12 protein-coding genes are annotated in these 17,956 nt (G+C 63.4%); 8 read left to right on the forward strand and 4 right to left on the reverse strand.

The features are described 5' to 3' along the window. The first annotated feature begins 24 nt into the window (after positions 1-24). From IPV69_RS16185 to IPV69_RS16195, 3 genes are all read left to right on the forward strand, one after another. Positions 25-2,235, forward strand: coding sequence for a biotin/lipoyl-binding protein (locus IPV69_RS16185; protein WP_206290726.1), 2,211 nt, complete (start codon positions 25-27; stop codon positions 2,233-2,235). A 75-nt stretch (positions 2,236-2,310) separates the two neighbouring features. Next, positions 2,311-4,245, forward strand: coding sequence for a preprotein translocase subunit SecA (locus tag IPV69_RS16190; RefSeq protein WP_206290727.1), 1,935 nt, complete (start codon positions 2,311-2,313; stop codon positions 4,243-4,245). Positions 4,246-4,431: 186 nt separating this feature from the next. Further along, complete coding sequence (locus IPV69_RS16195; protein WP_206290728.1) at positions 4,432-5,979, forward strand: hypothetical protein; 1,548 nt, start codon at positions 4,432-4,434, stop codon at positions 5,977-5,979. Between the two features lie 15 nt (positions 5,980-5,994). Here the strand turns inward: IPV69_RS16195 and IPV69_RS16200 are convergent, their stop codons facing one another. Next, on the reverse strand, positions 5,995-7,128 hold the full coding sequence (locus tag IPV69_RS16200) for a CAP domain-containing protein (protein WP_206290729.1): 1,134 nt from the start codon (positions 7,126-7,128) through the stop codon (positions 5,995-5,997). Between the two features lie 163 nt (positions 7,129-7,291). Between IPV69_RS16200 and IPV69_RS16205 the strand changes: the two genes are divergently transcribed. Beyond that, entirely contained in the window at positions 7,292-8,206 is a 915-nt protein-coding gene (locus IPV69_RS16205; RefSeq protein ID WP_206290730.1) for a TIM barrel protein, read from the forward strand. Here the strand turns inward: IPV69_RS16205 and IPV69_RS16210 are convergent. Continuing rightward, positions 8,196-9,038, reverse strand: a complete 843-nt coding sequence (locus IPV69_RS16210) for a hypothetical protein (RefSeq protein ID WP_206290731.1) — start codon at positions 9,036-9,038, stop codon at positions 8,196-8,198. The genes IPV69_RS16205 and IPV69_RS16210 overlap by 11 nt on opposite strands. Before the next feature lie 161 nt (positions 9,039-9,199). Beyond that, on the reverse strand, positions 9,200-9,808 hold the full coding sequence (locus IPV69_RS16215; protein WP_206290732.1) for an ANTAR domain-containing response regulator: 609 nt from the start codon (positions 9,806-9,808) through the stop codon (positions 9,200-9,202). A gap of 525 nt (positions 9,809-10,333) precedes the next feature. On the opposite strand from IPV69_RS16215, the gene IPV69_RS16220 reads away from it, so the two are divergent. After that, on the forward strand, positions 10,334-12,643 hold the full coding sequence (locus IPV69_RS16220) for a hypothetical protein (RefSeq protein WP_206290733.1): 2,310 nt from the start codon (positions 10,334-10,336) through the stop codon (positions 12,641-12,643). Positions 12,644-12,690: 47 nt separating this feature from the next. On the opposite strand, the gene IPV69_RS16225 is transcribed toward IPV69_RS16220, so the two are convergent. Beyond that, on the reverse strand, positions 12,691-13,440 hold the full coding sequence (locus IPV69_RS16225) for a phosphopantothenoylcysteine decarboxylase domain-containing protein (protein ID WP_206290734.1): 750 nt from the start codon (positions 13,438-13,440) through the stop codon (positions 12,691-12,693). A 43-nt stretch (positions 13,441-13,483) separates the two neighbouring features. On the opposite strand from IPV69_RS16225, the gene IPV69_RS16230 reads away from it, so the two are divergent. The 3 genes from IPV69_RS16230 (at position 13,484) to IPV69_RS16240 (ending at position 17,856) form a co-directional block, all read left to right on the forward strand. Next, positions 13,484-14,800, forward strand: a complete 1,317-nt coding sequence (locus IPV69_RS16230; RefSeq protein WP_206290735.1) for an MFS transporter — start codon at positions 13,484-13,486, stop codon at positions 14,798-14,800. 91 nt (positions 14,801-14,891) lie between these two features. Continuing rightward, a complete protein-coding gene (locus IPV69_RS16235) occupies positions 14,892-16,757 on the forward strand; it encodes an FAD-dependent oxidoreductase (protein ID WP_206290736.1) in 1,866 nt (621 codons plus the stop codon). A 55-nt stretch (positions 16,758-16,812) separates the two neighbouring features. Then, positions 16,813-17,856 (forward strand): Gfo/Idh/MocA family protein, encoded by a 1,044-nt coding sequence (locus tag IPV69_RS16240; protein ID WP_206290737.1) that lies wholly within the window; start codon positions 16,813-16,815, stop codon positions 17,854-17,856. Positions 17,857-17,956: the final 100 nt, after the last annotated feature.

Here is a 17,956-nt window from a genome sequence, read left to right on the forward strand (position 1 = left end):
TCCGCCAAGGCGGACCCTACTCCCATGACTCTCCAACTACGACCGACATTTTCCGAGTCCTGGTACCGGGTGAAAACCCTCAAGGTCAAGCTCCGCCCGGGTGCCCAGATCTCGCGGCAGTACTTCCGCGGCGAGCGGTGGTACGTCGTCCGCGATCCGGCGGGTAATCAATTTCACCGTCTTAGCGACCCCGCCTACCGATTCGTCGGCCTGCTCGACGGCACGCGATCGGTCGAAGAGGCGTGGGATCTGTGCGGCGGCACAATGGCCGATGACGCGCCGACCCAGCCGGAAGTCATCCAGATCCTGTCGCACCTGTACAGCGCGAACCTGATCGACGCCGACGTCACACCCGACGCGACGGTGCTTCTCCGCCGGCATAAGAACCTGAACAAGCGTAAGTTTCAGGGCCGGCTGATGAACATCATGTTCCCGCGCATCCCGCTGTGGGACCTGGACACGTTCCTGGTCCGCTGGATGCCGCTGGTCCGCCAGATGTTCAGCCGGTTCGGCGCGTTCGTCTGGCTGGCGGTGGTGATCGCGGCTTGCGTGATGGTCGCGTCCAAGAGCCAGCAGTCCACCCACAACCTGACCGAAGCCGCCAAGCACGCGATCGACGTCAACGGCAACACGATCAACCTGCTCTACATGTGGGGCATGTTCGTCTTCGTGAAGCTGATTCACGAGCTGGGCCATGCGTTCGCGTGTCGCCGGTTCGGCGGCGAGTGTCACGAGCTGGGCATCATGTTCCTGGTGTTCATCCCGACGCCGTACGTCGACGCGTCGACCGCCTGGAGCTTCCCCAACAAGTGGCACCGCGTGTTCGTGGGTGCCGCGGGCATGATCGTGGAGCTGTTCTTCGCCTCCCTTTGTGCGTTCATCTGGGTGAACATCGGCGATCCGAACCACAACATCATCGGGCAGCTCGCGTTCAACGCGATGCTCGTCGCGAGCGTGACGACGATCATCTTTAACGCCAACCCGCTGCTGCGTTACGACGGCTACTACATCCTGTCGGACTATCTTGAAATCCCGAACCTGCGGCAGAAGAGCCAGGAGTACTCGCTCGGCCTGATCAAGCGGCACATCTTCCGGGTGAAGCAGCAGCAGCCGCTGCCGCCGCCGGTCCAGCGGTTCTGGCTGCTGATGTACTACTGCACGTCAGGCATCTACCGCATTTTCGTCGGCATCATGATTATCCTGCTGGTCGCGTTCCAGATTCCCATCCTGGGGATCCTGATGGCGCTCGGCGGCGTGGTGACCTGGATCGCGATGCCGGTGTTCAAGATCTTCAAGTACCTCACGATCGAGCCGGAACTGCACCGCAAGCGCGGCCGAGCGACTGCGTTCGTTCTGGCGGTGGCGTCGATCATCGTCGTATCGGTCGGCGTGCTGAAGTTCGACCTGAACCTCTACGCGACAGGTATCGCCGAGCCCGCCAACCGAGAAGTGGTGCGACCGGGTACAAGCGGATTCGTTGCCAGGGTCGTCGCGAAGGACGGCCAGTGGGTGAAGGCCGGCGACGTGATCCTGGAAATGCGGTCCGACGAGTTGCAGGCCCGGAAGAAGGTTGCCGAGGCGCAGCTCGCGGCCACGGTCGCGATGTACGATGCTGCCGTCGCAGGGAGCGCGGCCGAGGTGCGGCAGGTCGCCGAAAAGATCGGTGTCTTCCGAAAGCAGATCGCGGATCTAAACGTTCGGATCGATAAGCTGGTGGTCAAGGCCGGCAGCGACGGCCGACTGACCGCACCCAACATGCACGAGATGGTCGGGCAGTTCCTGCCGCAGGGCCAGGAATTCGCGATGATCATGCAGACCGAGCAACTGGTCGTGCACACCGCGCTGGAACAGAAGGACGCCGAGCCGATCCTGGCCAACAAGAATGTGCAGACACAACTGCGATTTGCCAGCGACATCAAGATCGTGCTTGTCGGTGGTGCACCACGAGACGCCGGCGCGGCGTCGGCGGAACTTCGGCATCCCGGGTTCGGTCAGGGTGTCGGCGGTGAAGTGCCGGTCGACCCGACGGAGCCGGGCAAGAGCGCCCTTCCGCTTTACGACGTCGCAATCCCGCTGGTCAATCCGATCGACCCGGCCAACCCCGAAGGCCGCTACGTGCCGTATCAGCGCGTGCACGTCCGCTTCACGCTCGACAAGAAGCCCCTCGCCTGGCAATGGGTCCGCCGGTTCTACCAGCTGATCCAGGAGAACGCTGCGGGATCGAAGTGGCTGTAAGGAGAAGGACGAAGGATGAAGGATAAGGGATGAATCGGTTCATCCTTCGTCCTTCATCCTTTATCCTTAGATGCAATGGCTGAAGTCGCCAACGAACTCTGGAGCATCTTCGACTCTCGGCGCGTTAAAGCGCCCGAGCTGAAGGGTCTCGATGCGGCCGTCAACAGCATGGTTGGCGTGGCAAAGAATCGTCGGCCGGTGCTGTCGCGGCTTAAGGCGCAAGTCGAGCGCATCGAGGCGATGGAGTCGGAGATGCAGAACCTGGGGTCAACCCGGTTCCAGGAAGAAGTCGCCGCCAGCCGCGATCTGGCACGGCTCGGACGTCTGAAGGACGGCGCGCTCGATCGAGCGATGGCCCTGATCCGCGAAGGCGCCAAGCGCGCTTCGGGCCTGCGACCCTATAAGGTGCAGGTGATGGGTGCCTTGGCGATGTGCGAAGGCGCGATCGCGGAGATGGCCACCGGCGAAGGCAAGACGCTCACGGCATCGCTCGCGGCAACGCTCTGGGCTTGGGCCGGTCGGCCGGTGCATGTCATTACCGTCAACGACTACCTCGTCGGCCGCGATGCCGAGGAAATGTCGCCGATCTACAAGATGTGCGGGCTGCGCGTCGGCCATGTCGTTCACGACACGACGCCCCAGGACCGCATCGACCATTACCGTCGGGATGTCGTTTACGTCACCAGCAAGGAACTCGTCGCCGACTTCCTGCGCGACCAGATCATGCTCGGCAACCTCCGCAGCAGCACGCAGACGCAGGTCGGCATGCTTATCGGCGGGGCGCAGAACGGCCGGTTGCAGGTGCCGGGATTGTTCCGCGTGCTGGTCGACGAGGCCGACTCGCTGCTGATCGACGAAGCCGTTACGCCGCTGATCATCAGCAACAGCCCCGACGAGAACCCCAACGCCGACCTCTACCGTGCCGCCGACGAGCTGGCGCTGAAGCTCGAAGTCGGCCGCGACTTTGCCCTGGACAAGGAAGTCAAGCAGATCGATCTGACCGCGCGCGGCCAGCGCCGGCTCGAAGAGCTCTCCGGCGATCACGGCTTCTGGAAGGGCAAACGCCGCCGCGAAGAGCTCGTCACCCAGGCCCTCAGCGCCCGCTACTGCTTCAACCGCGATGAACAGTACCTCGTCACCGCCGACGAGAAGGTGCAGATCATCGACGAGTTCACCGGCCGCGTGATGGCCGACCGCTCCTGGCGGCACGGGCTGCACCAGGCGATCGAGGTGAAGGAAGGCGTTCCCATCACCGCCGACAAGGAAAACCTGGCCCGCCAGTCGTTCCAGCGGTTCTTCCGGCAGTACCCCATCATGGGCGGCATGACCGGGACCGCGTGGGAAAGCCGTGGCGAGCTGTGGAACATCTACCAGCGGCCGATCGTCCGCATTCCCACGAACAAGCCGTGCATTCGAGAGCAGTTGCCGATCAAGATGTTCGCGACCACTGCCGAGAAGTTTGATGCCGCCGTGCAGCGCGTGATCGAACTGAATGACAAAGGCCTGCCAGTGCTGGTGGGCACCAAGACGGTCTGGGCGAGCGAAGAGGTGAGCAAGCGCCTCGCCGCCGCCGGCCGGGCCCATCGTGTGCTGAACGCGGCACAGAACGAGCAGGAAGCGAACATCGTTTCTGAGGCGGGTCAGCCGGCGCGAATCACCGTTGCCACCAACATGGCCGGCCGTGGCACCGACATCAAGCTGGGTCGCGGCGTCGCCGAGCTGGGCGGACTGCACGTGATTTCTTGCGAGCCGAACAACAGTTTCCGCGTCGATCGCCAGCTATACGGCCGTGCCGCCCGCCAAGGCGACCCGGGCTGTGCCCAGCTTTACTGCTCAGCCGAGGACGAACTGTTCGTTCGCCATGCCCCCAAGCTGCGGCGTGCCTGGCGGGCCATCGGCCCCGGCCGGCTGATCAAGATGGCCCAGGCCCGCGCCGAACGGCTGGCGCGTTTCAACCGCAAGCAGGTCCTCAAGGCCGACGACTGGATGGACCAGAGCCTGCCGTTCTAGCTGAGGTTGGCTCGGGGTTGGCCCTGTAGGATTATTTCACAGGGGGAGGACGCCGATTCCCGCGCGGCCGGTCTGTTTCCCTGTCCATTTCCTGCCGGAACGTGTTATTCTTGCACGCCGATCGCCTTTGACAGCCGGTCGCCCGGGTCCGTGATCGCACCAAACCAAAGTCCGAAGGGCCGCCCCATGCGAACGATCTTTGTTCAGCGAATGCTTCGTCGCCGTGTCGCCGGCCGTGTGTCATCGGTCATTCTGCTGGCTGTCACACCGGCGGTGCTGGCGCAGGTCGCGGTTGATCCCCTTGTTTCGACAACCTCGGGGCCTGCTGCCGTAGCGCCGGCAACCCAGCCGTTAGCGCCGTCCACCCAGCCCGGGACGCTGCCGGCAGTACTTCCCGCGACGGGACCGAGTGCCGCCCCGGCCACCCGACCGGCGACGCCGGCCACCGTGCCTGCGGTGGTGCCCGTTTCCGACCCGCAAACCACGGCCAAGGTGAATGCGCTGATCGAGCGTCTGGCCGATGCCGACTGGAAGGCTCGCAAGCGCGCTTCCGACGAACTGGAGCGGCTCGGCGAGCCGGCTGAACCGGCGCTCAAGGAGTCGCTCGCCCGTAAGGATCTTCTTCCCGATGCCCGCACCGCGATCGAAGTGATTCTCAAGCAGTCCAGTGAGCGGAAGCGAACCGGTGCGACGCTGGTCACGCTCGACGTCAAGCAGGTCGATCCTTTGAAGGCGATCAGCGCCATCCTGGAGCAAGGCAACCTGACACTGACGCAGGAAGCAAAGGACCTGTTGGGGCAGAAGTCCGCGACCCGGCTCGATGTGCACCTCGACCGTCAACCGCTCTGGTCGGCACTGGCCAAGGTCGGCAGAGAGGCCGGCGTCGGCTTTACCGGTCTGGCCGACAACCAAGTCGCATTGGCACCACTGACGGACGCAGCCGGCGCGACGGACAAGATCGCCGGGCCCGCCGCCGAGGACGGCCCGTTTGCCCTTTGCATCCAGCGGGTCGAAGTGACCGTGCGCAAGATCAAGGATTTTGCAGGAGTTCGCGGTGGCGGCGGTAACCCGATGGCCAATGCCTTCGTCAGCCCGCCAGTCCGGCTGAGTGTCGCCGCTTGGGCCGAACCCCGCGTAAAACCCGGCACTTGGATGCTCGATTCGATTCCCGAGTGCACCACCGACAAGGGCAAAACACTCAACGCCCAGATCTACAGCTACGGCCGCAACGCCAAGACCAACGACGGATCGAGCACCTACGTCACGATTAGCGGCGACACCGACGGAGCCAAGGTCATTGCCGCGATGACCGTGAAGGCGCGATTCGTCCTCAACTGGAACACCGAAGTCTTCGAAGTCGATAACTGCCAGGCCGCCAACGAAGTGACGAAAATCATCGGCGGCAATCGCGTCGTGCTGAAAAGCGTCAAGAAGGTCGGCAACGACAACTGGACTTACGAAGTGGTGATCCACCGCGACACACGCACGCCCGAGGAATGGACAACACTGCAGCAGATCGTCGATCGTGCCGGATGCCGCGTGGTCGATGCCGACGGCAAGACACTGCAGCAGCGGGGCAGCGGTTCGAGCTGGGGTGGCGATGAGCTCCGCATCAACGGAACACTCGCTCAAGGCAATGGCACCGGTGAGCCCAAAAAGCTGACGTGGGAACTGCCCGGCAAGATCGAGATGCTGCCGGCGACGTTCGTCTACAAGAACATCCCGCTGCCTTAAGGCAGACGGGCTGCCTCACCCGCCAAACATTTGGGTGAAGTAGGTGTCTTCGCGACCCATCCCGACGCGTTTCCCGCCGCCCATCATGTTGGCGTGGTGGCCGGGCGAATACCACCAGACACTGATCGCCCGTTCCCCTCGCTCGCTGCCCTGGTAGATGTTCTCGCTGAAGGCTTTGGTCCCGGCCAGAGCGGCCCGCTTCCAGGGCGTTTCCTTGCCAGGCACCGGCGAGTTGTGATCGAAGAAGTTCAACCGCTTCATGTCCTTGGAATGGCCGCGGCTGGCGTCGCACAGCTTGATGTCGATCGCGAGCGCTCCGATTCCCAACAGCAGACGAATGCGGTTGAGCTCTGCGATCCCCATCGCCTCACCCTGATCGAGCTTTGCGGCGATCGGGACGTTCGCGCTTAGTGTGGCTTTGTCCTGCGGGGTCATGGGCATCGCCAGCAGGCAGGTATGCTTCTCGCGGGCAACCAGGACGGCTTCAAGCTGTTCCGGCCGCAGCATGGTCCCCAAAGCCTTGTGCTGTTCGGCCGGCAGCTTCTCCAGGGACGAATGGAAGAATGCTGCAATCTGAATGACTTCGGAACGGGCCGTTTTCAGCTCTGAGTTTTTCTCGGCCGCCTGTTCTGGTGTGACCTGCAGGAGTTCCGTCAGCCGGGCGATTGCCGGATCGCACGTCTCCTTGATCGCGGCTTCGGTCAGCGTTCGAGAGCGGGAGACCGAGAGCGATTTCTGCCGCAGACTGCTGACCTCCGCCTCGACTTTCTGGGATCCACCGCCGGCTTTGACGCGATCGCGCACCAGGTCGGCGCAGGTTTTGTCCAGGCGGGCGAGATAAGCGGCGGTTCGCGGCTCGATGTCGCCGGCCGCGTACCTGGCGAGTTGCCGAGCGCCTTCCTCGCCCTGCGAAAGCAACAGGTCGGCGATGCGTTGACGTTCCTCCGGGGCAACACCGGGTTTACGAAGCGACGCGACATGCTTCGCCGAGACAGCCGCTGCCGATTCTGACACCGCCTGCCCATGAGTTGCAGAAGCCAGTGCGAAGAGGCAAACAATCGCGCCGAGAATCCCCGCGACCGATAGAGTCGCCGGCAGGCCGGGCCGGGCCGCCTGCGTATCAGGGCGTGATGGTTTTAATGCAGTCACAAATCCTCCGGTTTCCGTCCTTGCGATACCTCAGCGTATGAGCCGCCCTCGCGACGGCAAGTGCGGCAGGGTGGGGCGTCGCGATTTTGACAACATGTGCGGGTGCGATTGAGTAACATGACGGTGTCGCAACGTTATACTTAGAAAAAATCGGAGGGTTCCCGTGAACGAGTCCATGAACCGCCGCTCGCTTCTGCGCGGCGCATTTGTCGCCGCCGCTTCCACCGCCCTGGCAGGACCCCTTGCTTTCGACGCATTGGGCGCTGCCGATGCCGCCGCCAAGCCCCGGCTCCGCAAGGCCGTCAAGTTCGGCATGATCGGGCTCAAAGGCGCGACGATCGAAGAAAAGTTCGCGCTGATCAAGAAGATCGGCTACGAAGGCGTCGAGATGGACAGCCCCAGCGGCGTCAACCCCGCCGAGGCGGCCGCCGCAGCGAAGAAGGTCGGCATTGAGATTCACGGCGTCGTCATCTCCACGCACTGGGGCACCCGGCACTCCGACCCTGACGAGAAGGTCCGCGCCAAGGCGTTCGACCACCTCATCGGTGCCCTGAAGGACGCCAAGACCTACGGTGCTTCTACCGTGTTGCTCGTCCCCGGCGTTGTGAAGAACCAGACCGATGAGAACTTCGACCTGGTGTGGCAGCGCTCGACCGCCGCAGTCAAGAAGGCGTTACCAACGGCAAAAGAGCTCGGCGTGAAGATCGCGATCGAGGTCGTCTGGAACAACTTCATCACCTCGTCTGACATGCTCATCAAGTATGTCGACCAGTTTAACGACCCGGCGGTGGGGGCCTACTTCGATTGCTCCAACATGATCAAGTACGGCGAGCCGTCGGCGACCTGGATTCGCAAACTCGGCAAGCGCATGCTGAAGTTCGATTTCAAAGGGTACAACGGCAAAACCAACAAGTGGGTGCCGATCGGCGAAGGCACCGAGGACTGGCCGGAAATCCGCAAAGCGCTGGTCGAGATCGGCTACGAAGGCTGGGCCACATCCGAAGTGGGCGGCGGCGGAGAAGACAAGCTGCGCGAAATCGCCAAGCAGATGGACGAAGTCCTGGGGCTCAAGGCGTAGGGACGGGTGCGGCCGGGGAAGATGGATGCACGGCGCCCGCTGGTCGAGTAGCGGGCCCGGAGAATCCCTCCCTTTTGTCGAACATCGCGGCGTTCAATCCGCGATTGACGTCGATCCCCGTCAGCCGCCAGCGATGGACGGCGGCGGGGAAGGGTCGGATCAACTCCTCGTAGAATGCCGTCGGCCACCAGACGCCTTCGATGCGAACGTAGTCGCCGGGGATGACGTCCACCACCGCGCCTTTGGTGCTGTCGAGCGCCTCGAGTGTCATCCGGTACCGCCGGACGCGGCGGTCGTCGCGATCGACAGCCACCAGAACCCGGTCTTCAGCATCTCCGCCAATACCAGGCTTCAGAATCGCCAGGAACTGGTCGCACGTCTGGCCGTCAATTTTCACCATGGGTGCCGCTTTGACGATTGCGCCGCGTTCGGCAAGAAACGCCGGCCCCAGAAGGAAGAGCCGATATGCGTCGGCGACAAGCGCCGCGCTGGCGAGCGTCTCCGGGTCGGTCGATTCCTTGCCATTGTAAGCGACCGAGACGGTCTCTCGTGTTCGCAGGACCACCTTGCGACCGCCGGAACCGATGTGCGTCTGTGCCGTGAGGAATTGCCCCTCCGCTTTTAGAAGAAGCCTTTCCTGCGACCGCTTCCGAAACTGGTCGTCAACCAGTACAGGCTGAACGCGGTTCACCAGTCCGCTGAGCCAGTCGCCGTCATAGGACACACTGACGTCGTGCAGGCGGGTCAGGTCGCCCTGAGCTTGTCGGGCTGCTTCCAACAGTTGCGCCGCTGCAGCATCAGACGTCGCAAGGGAACCCTGGGGTGTTGGCATGGCGGCGCAGCCGCCGAGCGCTGTCGCAGCCCATAGGATGCAGCAAATTGTTGTCCAATGAGGCAGCAAGAGCGTTCGCATTTGCGATGATAGGGCGAGATCGCATCCATCTGCATGGATTTGAAATCAGGACGGCTTCCGAAGGCAGGCGATCGCAGATCTCAACCGCGCCCCAGAAGCTCGTCCGATTCAATGATTTTCCTAGCCAGTTCTGCCAAACCAAGGCGGCGCTTCTGACTTTCCTGCTGGAGCCGGCGATGCGCCTCGGCCTCCTGCAGGCCCAGGAGCTTCATGTAAATGCCTTTAGCACGTTCGATCAGCTTGCGGTTCTCCAGCGTCTGAAGGAGCTGCCGGCTTTGCTCGACCAGACTGTCGCGCTCGGCGCGAAGCCGGGCGACGGCCGCGAACCAGGTGCCGCCGAGAGAAAGCGTCGCCGCGATCTCCCCCACAGTCGCCGATCGCCCGATGCAACCCACTACTCCGGTGATCAGGCATTGCGAGATCAGTCGTGGGTCGGCTTGATCCGTAACGACGACAACCGGGATCGGCCCGCTCAACTGCAATGCGCGACACAGATCGAATCCGTCATCGCCATGAAACGGGACCACCATCAGGACCGCATTTGCTTCAAAAGCGGATACATGCCCCAACGCTTCTTCGGCGTTTACCGCCGCTGATGCGACGGCGACGTGCCCGGCCAGCCTGATGGCCGATTGAAAGGGTGCTACGACCGCTGCATCGTCCGCCACCAGCAGCACGCGCAGGGGCAAAGTGCTCGCCGGCGATGCTGTCGCCGGGGGCAGGCCTGCGCTGGCCGTCTCGGTATCCAACATGGTTTCCGTTCCAGCCCGATACCCGGGCCGACAACATCAGGTTTCTAAGCGGCAAGATATGTCCCGGTCGCATCTCCCGAAATGCGACCGATGCCTTACGTGCTCATGTTACGATCATGGAGCGTCAGAGTTCGAAGAAAAAAGATTTCGCGACGTTTCCATGGTCGAACAGGTAAACGGTTGTTGATTGCAGGAATGTGCCTTGTACAGCCGCGTCTGCAGCGCGACGTGTGTCATTTGGCACACATCGTCAGTACCTCATGGCTGACGGCTCCAATGGGTTATCATCGTCTCCTGAGCCCTAATCGAACCGGGGAATCGCACATGCATTTGTCCAACACACTCAGACGCTCTTCAGCCGTCACGATGACTGTTTTCTGGGGTGCCTTGTCCATCGGATGCAAACCGGAACCCGCGCCGACTGCGCCACCTGCAGCGACACCGGCTACCACGTCTGCCACCGTGCCGTCGACCGAGCCGACAACCAAGCCGGCCGTCGCCAGCTATCTGGCAGTTGTTCGTGAGAGGTATCCCACGCTGCCCGCCACCCAGCCGCTTGCTGTGCCGCTGGCGCTGCGTGAGTCGGCCCACATCATCCTCACCGAGCCCGTTTACCTCGACGACCAGGGGCACCTCTGGATTACCCGCCACGACGGCGACGACATTGAGTCGGCCACGCGCAATTTCACACCCGGCCCGGACAGCGAACACGTGGTCCGCCAGTCGGTGCGTTTCGTCTGGTGGCTCCCGGACCGCGCACAGAACTTCTCGCCGCGGGTGGTGACAGGCGCGTCCTCAGGTGGCGCAGAACTGGTCCTTCCGTACCGGCGTCTGCCGATGGGTACGCGCAACGATTACCGGTGGGATCGAGCTCGATCCTGGGTTGATAACCAGGTGCAGCGGCTGATCGTCCCCACGGGGCACGGCGTTTCGGTGTTCACCTTCGAATCAGATCGCGAACCGATCGTCGAAGCACACCAGAATCTGCTGGATCTCCGAGAACCGGTGCCTGCGCAACCGGCCACACATTCGGCCACGCCACCGGCGGGCCCACGCCAAGGCCCAGCCACGCAGAATACCTCAGTGCCGACGTCCTCCGAGCCGCCGCGGTTTCTGTTCGACCCGCGGGGTCTGATTGCGTGGATTCCGGCCACGCCCACCCAGGGCGGCAGTGCCGGCGCTGCCCGGTTTGTGAACGGTCGGTGGCTGGCGCTCACGTCGGACGCCGGCTGGTCAGACCGCATTCTCCACCTGATTCCACTGCGTGACGGAAGTGTCACTCAACTGCTGGTCAGTCCGTCCGGAGAGGGTGGAGGAGTCAAGGTCGCTTTGGCCTCGGTCGAAACGCCGAAGGTCAACCAGAAGGAGATCCTGGACCTCGTTGACTCGCTGTCCGACCCCGACGCGGACATCCGCAATCTCGCCTACGGACGGCTTACCGAATACGGCCCCGGCATCTGGCCGATTCTAAAACTGATTCCCGCCGATGATCTTCCGCCGGAGGCGCGCAGCCGGCTCAATCGCCTGCTCAAGAGCCAGGTCACCCCGATGCTCGGCGGCATGGCGTTGCAGGGCGATCAATTACACTTGGTCGCCCGACTGCGAGATGGTGGCGTCATCTTTTACACCGATCAGGGGATCAACGTCCCCAACCCGCTGGCCGATGAACCCATCAGCCACGCCCCCGCCTGGATCGCCGCCCGTCCCGGAAAGCCTGTCGAGATGCTCAGCGGCGCGCTGGTCTTCCAGGCTGACCCAAAGCACACGAAGTTCGACATTATCCAGGGCCAGTGGATCGTCACGATGGACGACTCGGGGCCGCAGATGTTCCTCGGCAACTCTTTCCGCAAGCTGCTCCGAAAGGACTGCCAGCCTTATGCACACGTCGTCGGCATTGACCGGCGGGGTCGCTGGCTTTTCCGGAAACCGACAACCGATGCGGCGGTCTCCGACAGCCCGACGCTCATCATCGATCCCACCCTGCCGGACTTCACGCCACGCCTGCCGGTCTGGCTCTATTCCAATGCCGACGAGGTAGGGTGGGACAAGCAAGGCTGGCCGGCGGTGCGGCTGGATCAATCGCGGACGAAGCTGGTCGCCGACCAGTGGATCAAAGTGGAGGAGGGCGAAGAATTGATCGTCGAACCGCCGCCTGTCGTATTGCCACCGGTGGTGACGCCTTCGGCGAAGGTCCAGGCAATACCCTATGGACCGGTCGCACCCACGCAGGCGACCACCCGGCCGACATCGGCGAATCCCCCGTCGCCTGACCCTGCATCAGGCCCCGCCACGCGACCCACGACCTCCCCGAGCACCCGGCCCGTCTCCGATGCCCTGCGCATCGAAGAGTTCGGCCGCCCGCTGCTGACCGACGCCGCCGGCAACCGCTACTTCGGCGGTGTCGATAGCCTGGTTTGCATCGATAAAGGCGGCAACGTGTCGCGGTGGTCTTTGCCGGCCGCCGCCCGCGGCGACGCCGTCACCGAAGCCCCGACCACGCTGATCCTCGCCGGCGACGCGCGGTTATTCCTCTTCAACCGCGCCGGGCGCGTCCTGCGGATCAAACCGACGCCAGACGGTATCGAGCCGTTTCTGCTGGAGGAAACGTTTACCCAGAACATTCCTGAAGACGAAAGGCCACGCCGAATCTGGGTTGATCCTGACGGCCGAATCGTGCTCGCGTTCGAGAAGCGCCTGGCGATCCTCTTCCCGCAGGGTTTTATTCCCACGCCGATCAGACGGATGATGGACCTCGGCGAGGATGATGATTGAGCGCACAACGCGTGCTTTTGCATCACGGTCAATAGCCGTCCGCCGCCTCACGGCCGCCTACTCAGCGGACCACCGGAGGACGCGAGCACCTTGAGTCGCTCCGCCAGGTCGCCCCGCGCAACCCACTCTTCATCGCCGTCCGAAAGCAGATAGGCGCCGGCGTTGGGCCCTTCGACCATGTCGAGTGTGTTGGCGACGAGGTAATCGGCACCGCTCGCCAGACGGCTGGCCTGGCCGATGCGGATCAGCGCTTCCCGGTCTATTCCCACTTCCAGTTTGAACTTCACCAGCATGCCCCGATATCCCCACTCGCCGCGAAAGAGGTCCACGATCTTCACCGTCTTTCGGCCCAGAATCGCGATCTCGTCGAAGGTGCTTTTGACCTTGCCGGCGTGCGCATCCTTCACCACCCATAGTTCCCTGCCGCGTTCGGCGGGGTCCGGCTTGCGGTCGATCACCTGGTATGCCCGCTCGGGTCCATAATCAGATACCGCGGCGGTCATGAAGACGGCGTCGTAACGCTGCGTCGCCATCAGCGTGGCTAAGGACTGTCTCAGATCCCCGTGCGAGGTGAACGGGACGGCCCGCAAGGCATCGGCCGCGCCTGCCCCGGCCAGCTCGCGCTGATGATCCCGGTTGCTCGTCACCAGGTCCACACAGCCGACGGTCGACAGTGCCCTGGCAATGCCGTAGCCCGTGTTGCCTGTGAAGACGTTGCCCCAGTCGCGGACGCGGTCAATCCGCTCTCGGGTACCGCCGGCGGTGACGAGGAATCGCTTGGTGGTCGGTGTGTTCATGGTTCAAAGAAACGATGCCGCAATCGAGGCTTCGGTTACACCGATGACAATAACCGCCGGCGCGACTATGGTCGCCTCGCCGATGCCCACTTTGCCGCGCCGCCAACTCCTGATTCTGCTCTCATTCGTCGCGTTTATCAGCCTGGGGCTGCCCGACGGTGTGCTGGGCGTGGCCTGGCCGTTCATGCGGCACGATTTTGACCTGCCCATCAGCCGACTCGGTTGGTTCCTGTCGTTCGGCGTCGCGGGTTACCTGATTTCCTCGTTCTTCGCAGGGCAACTCGTCCGGTGGATTGGCGTTGGCCGGATTCTGCTGTTCAGCACCGTGCTGGTGGCGGCATCGCTGACGGGCTACGCGCTGTCGCCGCGGTGGGAAGTCATCCTGCCGCTGGCGCTGTGCGTGGGCCTGGGTTCTGGGGCGATCGACGCGGCGTTGAACGTCTTTGTCGCGTCGGCGTTCCCGGCGCGGATCGTCAGCTGGCTGCATGCGTTCTATGGCGTCGGTGCGACCATTGGCCCGATCGCCATGACCGCCGCCGTCACCACCGTTACCTTCGCATCCCCGCCCGGCTGGCGATGGGGATACGCGTCACTGGCGATCCTTCAGGGCCTGACGGCGGTCGGGTTTGCCACGACGCTGTCCATGTGGCGGACGATGCCATCGGCGGCGGGCGTCCCTTCCGGACCACAGAGCCCTGTCGACACCAAACCGGTCCTCGAAGCCGACGCCGTCGCCGGTACCGCCGAGACCCTTCGTCATCCCGTCGTCCGCTTGCACGTACTGACCTACTTCATCTACGCCGGTACGGAAGTTACGGCCGGGCAATGGCTCTTCAGTCTGCTGCTGGAGAGCCGCTCCCTGTCGCCGGCCACATGCGGGGCGGCGGTCACAGTCTTCTGGGCGTCGCTGACAGCAGGGCGGATCGCTTTTGGTCAGGCGGCCGAGCGATTCTCCGCCGTTGCGATCCTCCGCCTGGCGACGTGCCTGGCACCGATCGCCGCCGGGCTGATGTGCGTTCGTTCGGGCGGAGCACCTCTGGCGATCATGGCCGCCGGGCTGCTGGGCTTTTCGCTGGCGCCGATGTTTCCGATGTGGATCTCACTCACCCCCGCCCGCGTTGGCGAACGGCTTGCGGCGCAGGCGATCGGCTTCCAGGTGTCGGCTGCGACCGTTGGCGTCGCCGTCCTGCCGAGCATCGCCGGCTGGCTGGCCCGAAACGTCGGGTTGGAGTCCATTCCAGTGTTCCTCATGGCAACGACCGTGGCGCTGCTGTTCATCAACGGTTGGACCGCGCGAAAGGTTCGTGACGCAGAACGACGTCCACCCGCGGTGCGGCCGCAGACCGAGGTGCCCGATTGACCGTCGGACGTCCGGCGCATCGCTGATCGCTTTCGGCGGCGCCGGGTTTCATCCTTCTGCCCTCTGCCGGTTCTGCGGTTATCATTTCGCCATGAGCCGCGCACTGATTCTGCTTGGGTTTCTGTCGGCACTAACGTCCGTCGCATCCGCGCAGGCGCCGATCCCGGAACGCCGGGTTGGCGTGGTCGTGTACGGTGCGACACCCGGGGGCATAGCGGCCGCTGTTGCAGCGGCTCGTGAAGGGGCTGCTGTCACCCTTCTTGAGGAATCCTCGCATATCGGCGGGCTTTCTGCCGGGGGGCTTTCACACACCGACTTCCGCACCTACGAATCCCTCGGCGGACTCTGGCGCGAGTTCATGGACCGTGTCGACGCCCATTACAAAACCACCTATGGCGACGGCTCGCCGCAACAAAAGGCTTCGATGCTCGGCGGGTACTACGAGCCCCGCGTCGCCGGCATGATCTTTCGCCAGATGCTGGACGAAGCGAAGGTGGAAGTGCTAACCAGGCACCGACCGACCGGCGTCTACATTCCCTTCACCGCCGACGGACGCCGATCGCTGGCGGCCGTCACGTTTACCAACCTCGCCGACGGCAAGCCGACCACGCTTTACGCCGGCGTCTTCATCGACGGAACCTACGAAGGGGACCTGATGGCGCTCGCCGGTGTGAAGTACCGGCTCGGCTGCGAGGCCAAGACGGAGTACGACGAATCGCTCGCGTTCGAGGAAGCCAATCCCTGGGTAATGGCGATCAATTTCCGCGTCTGTCTGTCGAAGAATGCCGAGAACCGCCTGCCCATCCCGCAGCCGGCGGGCTACGACCGCGTGCATTTCACGAAGGTTCTTGACGCCGTCAAAGCCGGACAGATCAAGAATCTGGACGACATCATCCGCGTTCGCCCGGTGCCGAACGACAAGGCGGACTTTAACGACAAGATGGGATCGCCGGTCAGCCTGAAGCTGGTCAACGAAAGCGCCGACTGGCCCGAGGGCTCGCCGGAGGTACGGGCGAAGATTTACGACAAGGCCAGGTACCAGGCGCTGGGCATCCTCTGGTTTCTGCAGAATGACGCAGAGGTACCGGAATTCCTGAAGAAGGAAGTCGCCGAGTGGGGCCTGCCGAAGGACGAATACGTCGACAGCGGCCACTGGTCGCCGGCGTTGTACATCCGCGAGGGGCGGCGGATGGTGGGCGTGCGCGTGTTTACCGAACAGTTCACCCAGCCCGATGCCGCCGGTGTCCGTGCGCCCGCCCAGGCGACGGCGATCGCGATCGGCGACTACTCCCTCAATTCGCACGGCGTGCATCGCCTGCCCGATGGCAAATTGCTCGGCGTGATCTCGAAACAGATCCGCCCGTGGCAGGTGCCCTTTGAATGCCTGCTTCCAAAGGATCTGGACGCGCTGCTGGCCCCCGTCGCCCTGTCGGCCAGCCACGTAGGCTACTCGGCAATCCGCATGGAGCCCACCTGGACCGCGCTCGGCCAGGCAGCCGGAATCGCCGCGGGACAGGCGATCAAGGAGAAGAAGAACCCGCGCGACCTCGATGTCGGCAAATTACAGCGACGGCTGCACGACGTCGGCGCGATCACCTTCTACACCTCCGACGTGCCGCCGAAGCACCCGGCGTTTAAAGCCGTCCAGTGGTTTGGCAATCGCGGCCTGTTCCAGGACCTGATCCCCGCCAGCCACGCGACCGACTGGAAGCTCGAAAACCTGTCGAAGAACAACCAATGGACCAAGGCTTTCCCACACCATGCGATGGAACCCGACAAACCCATCACAGCGGAACTGGCCAAATTGTGGATCGATCGCGTGACCGCACTCGGACTAAAGCTGACGACGGACATCCCGGCGGCTGATGGCGAGAAGCCCGTTTCGCGTGGCGACTTCCTTCGGGCGATGTATCGTGCAGTAGACGCCGAGTACGCACCGAAGCCCAGGAACAAGTAACTCGAGCGCGATCAACCCCTTCGACTGGCATCTGACAAACAGCGAGATCCGAAACATGACTGCAAAACTGCATTGGGGAATCCTTGGTACGGGCACCATCGCAAAGACCTTTGCGGCGGGCGTGGCGGCATCGACCAGCGGGGTTGTGGTTGCGGTCGGCAGCCGCGACCGTGTGACGGCCGATGCCTTCGGCGACGCGTTTGGCGTTCGCAATCGTCACGGCTCTTACGAGTCGCTGTTGGCCGACCCGGACGTGCAGGCGGTGTATATCGCGACGCCGCACACATCCCACAAGCGGTGGGCGATCGCGGCCGCCGAGGCGAAGAAGCATATCCTTTGCGAGAAGCCGATTGGCGTCAGCGCCGCCGAGGCCGAGGCGATCATCGCAGCGGCGCGGAAACATGATGTGTTCCTGATGGAAGCATTCATGTACCGCTGCCATCCGCAGATCGCGAAAGCACTCAAGATCATCAGGTCCGGCTTGATGGGTGCCGTGAGGGTCATCCAGGCCACCTTCAGTTTTCATTGGCCGATCGATTACGACGCCCGCAGCCGACTTCTTGCAAATGAACTGGCGGGCGGCGGCATTCTGGACGTCGGCTGCTACCCGACCAGCATCTGCCGGCTGATCGCCGGGGCGGCCGTCGCAAAGCCCTTTGCAGAACCGAGTGAACTCGTGGCCACCGGATACCTGGGGCGTACGGGGGTTGATGAATGGACCGTCGCCTCGGCGAAGTTCCCCGGCCTGCCGGGCGAGCCCGACATCCTGGCACAACTTTCGACCGGCGTGCAGTGCGACCAGGAGAACGTCGTCCGCATATACGGCTCGCAGGGTTGGCTGCTCATCCCAGACCCCTGGATTCCCTCCCGCGACGGCGCCAGCAGCCGCCTGGTGTTGAATGTCCGTGGTCGTCCCGCGCAGGAGATCGTCGTCGATCCAGGATTGACGCTCTATGCGCTCGAGGCCGACACCGTCGCCGCCAATTTGCATCTGCGACAAGCCCCGAGCCCGGCGATGAGCTGGGACGACACCTTGGGCAATATGCGGATGCTTGACCGCTGGCGTGCGGCGATCGGGCTAAAGTATGCCTTCGAGTGACAACCTTCCGCATTACAGGCTTCCATTCTGCGAGCTCTGCCGCTCCTCCGGGAACCACAGGCCGCAAGCCTGTACCATGGCGGTGACGCCCGAATAATCC

The organism is Humisphaera borealis (genome assembly GCF_015169395.1).
In the GTDB taxonomy this organism is placed as follows: Bacteria; Planctomycetota; Phycisphaerae; order Tepidisphaerales; family Tepidisphaeraceae; genus Humisphaera; species Humisphaera borealis.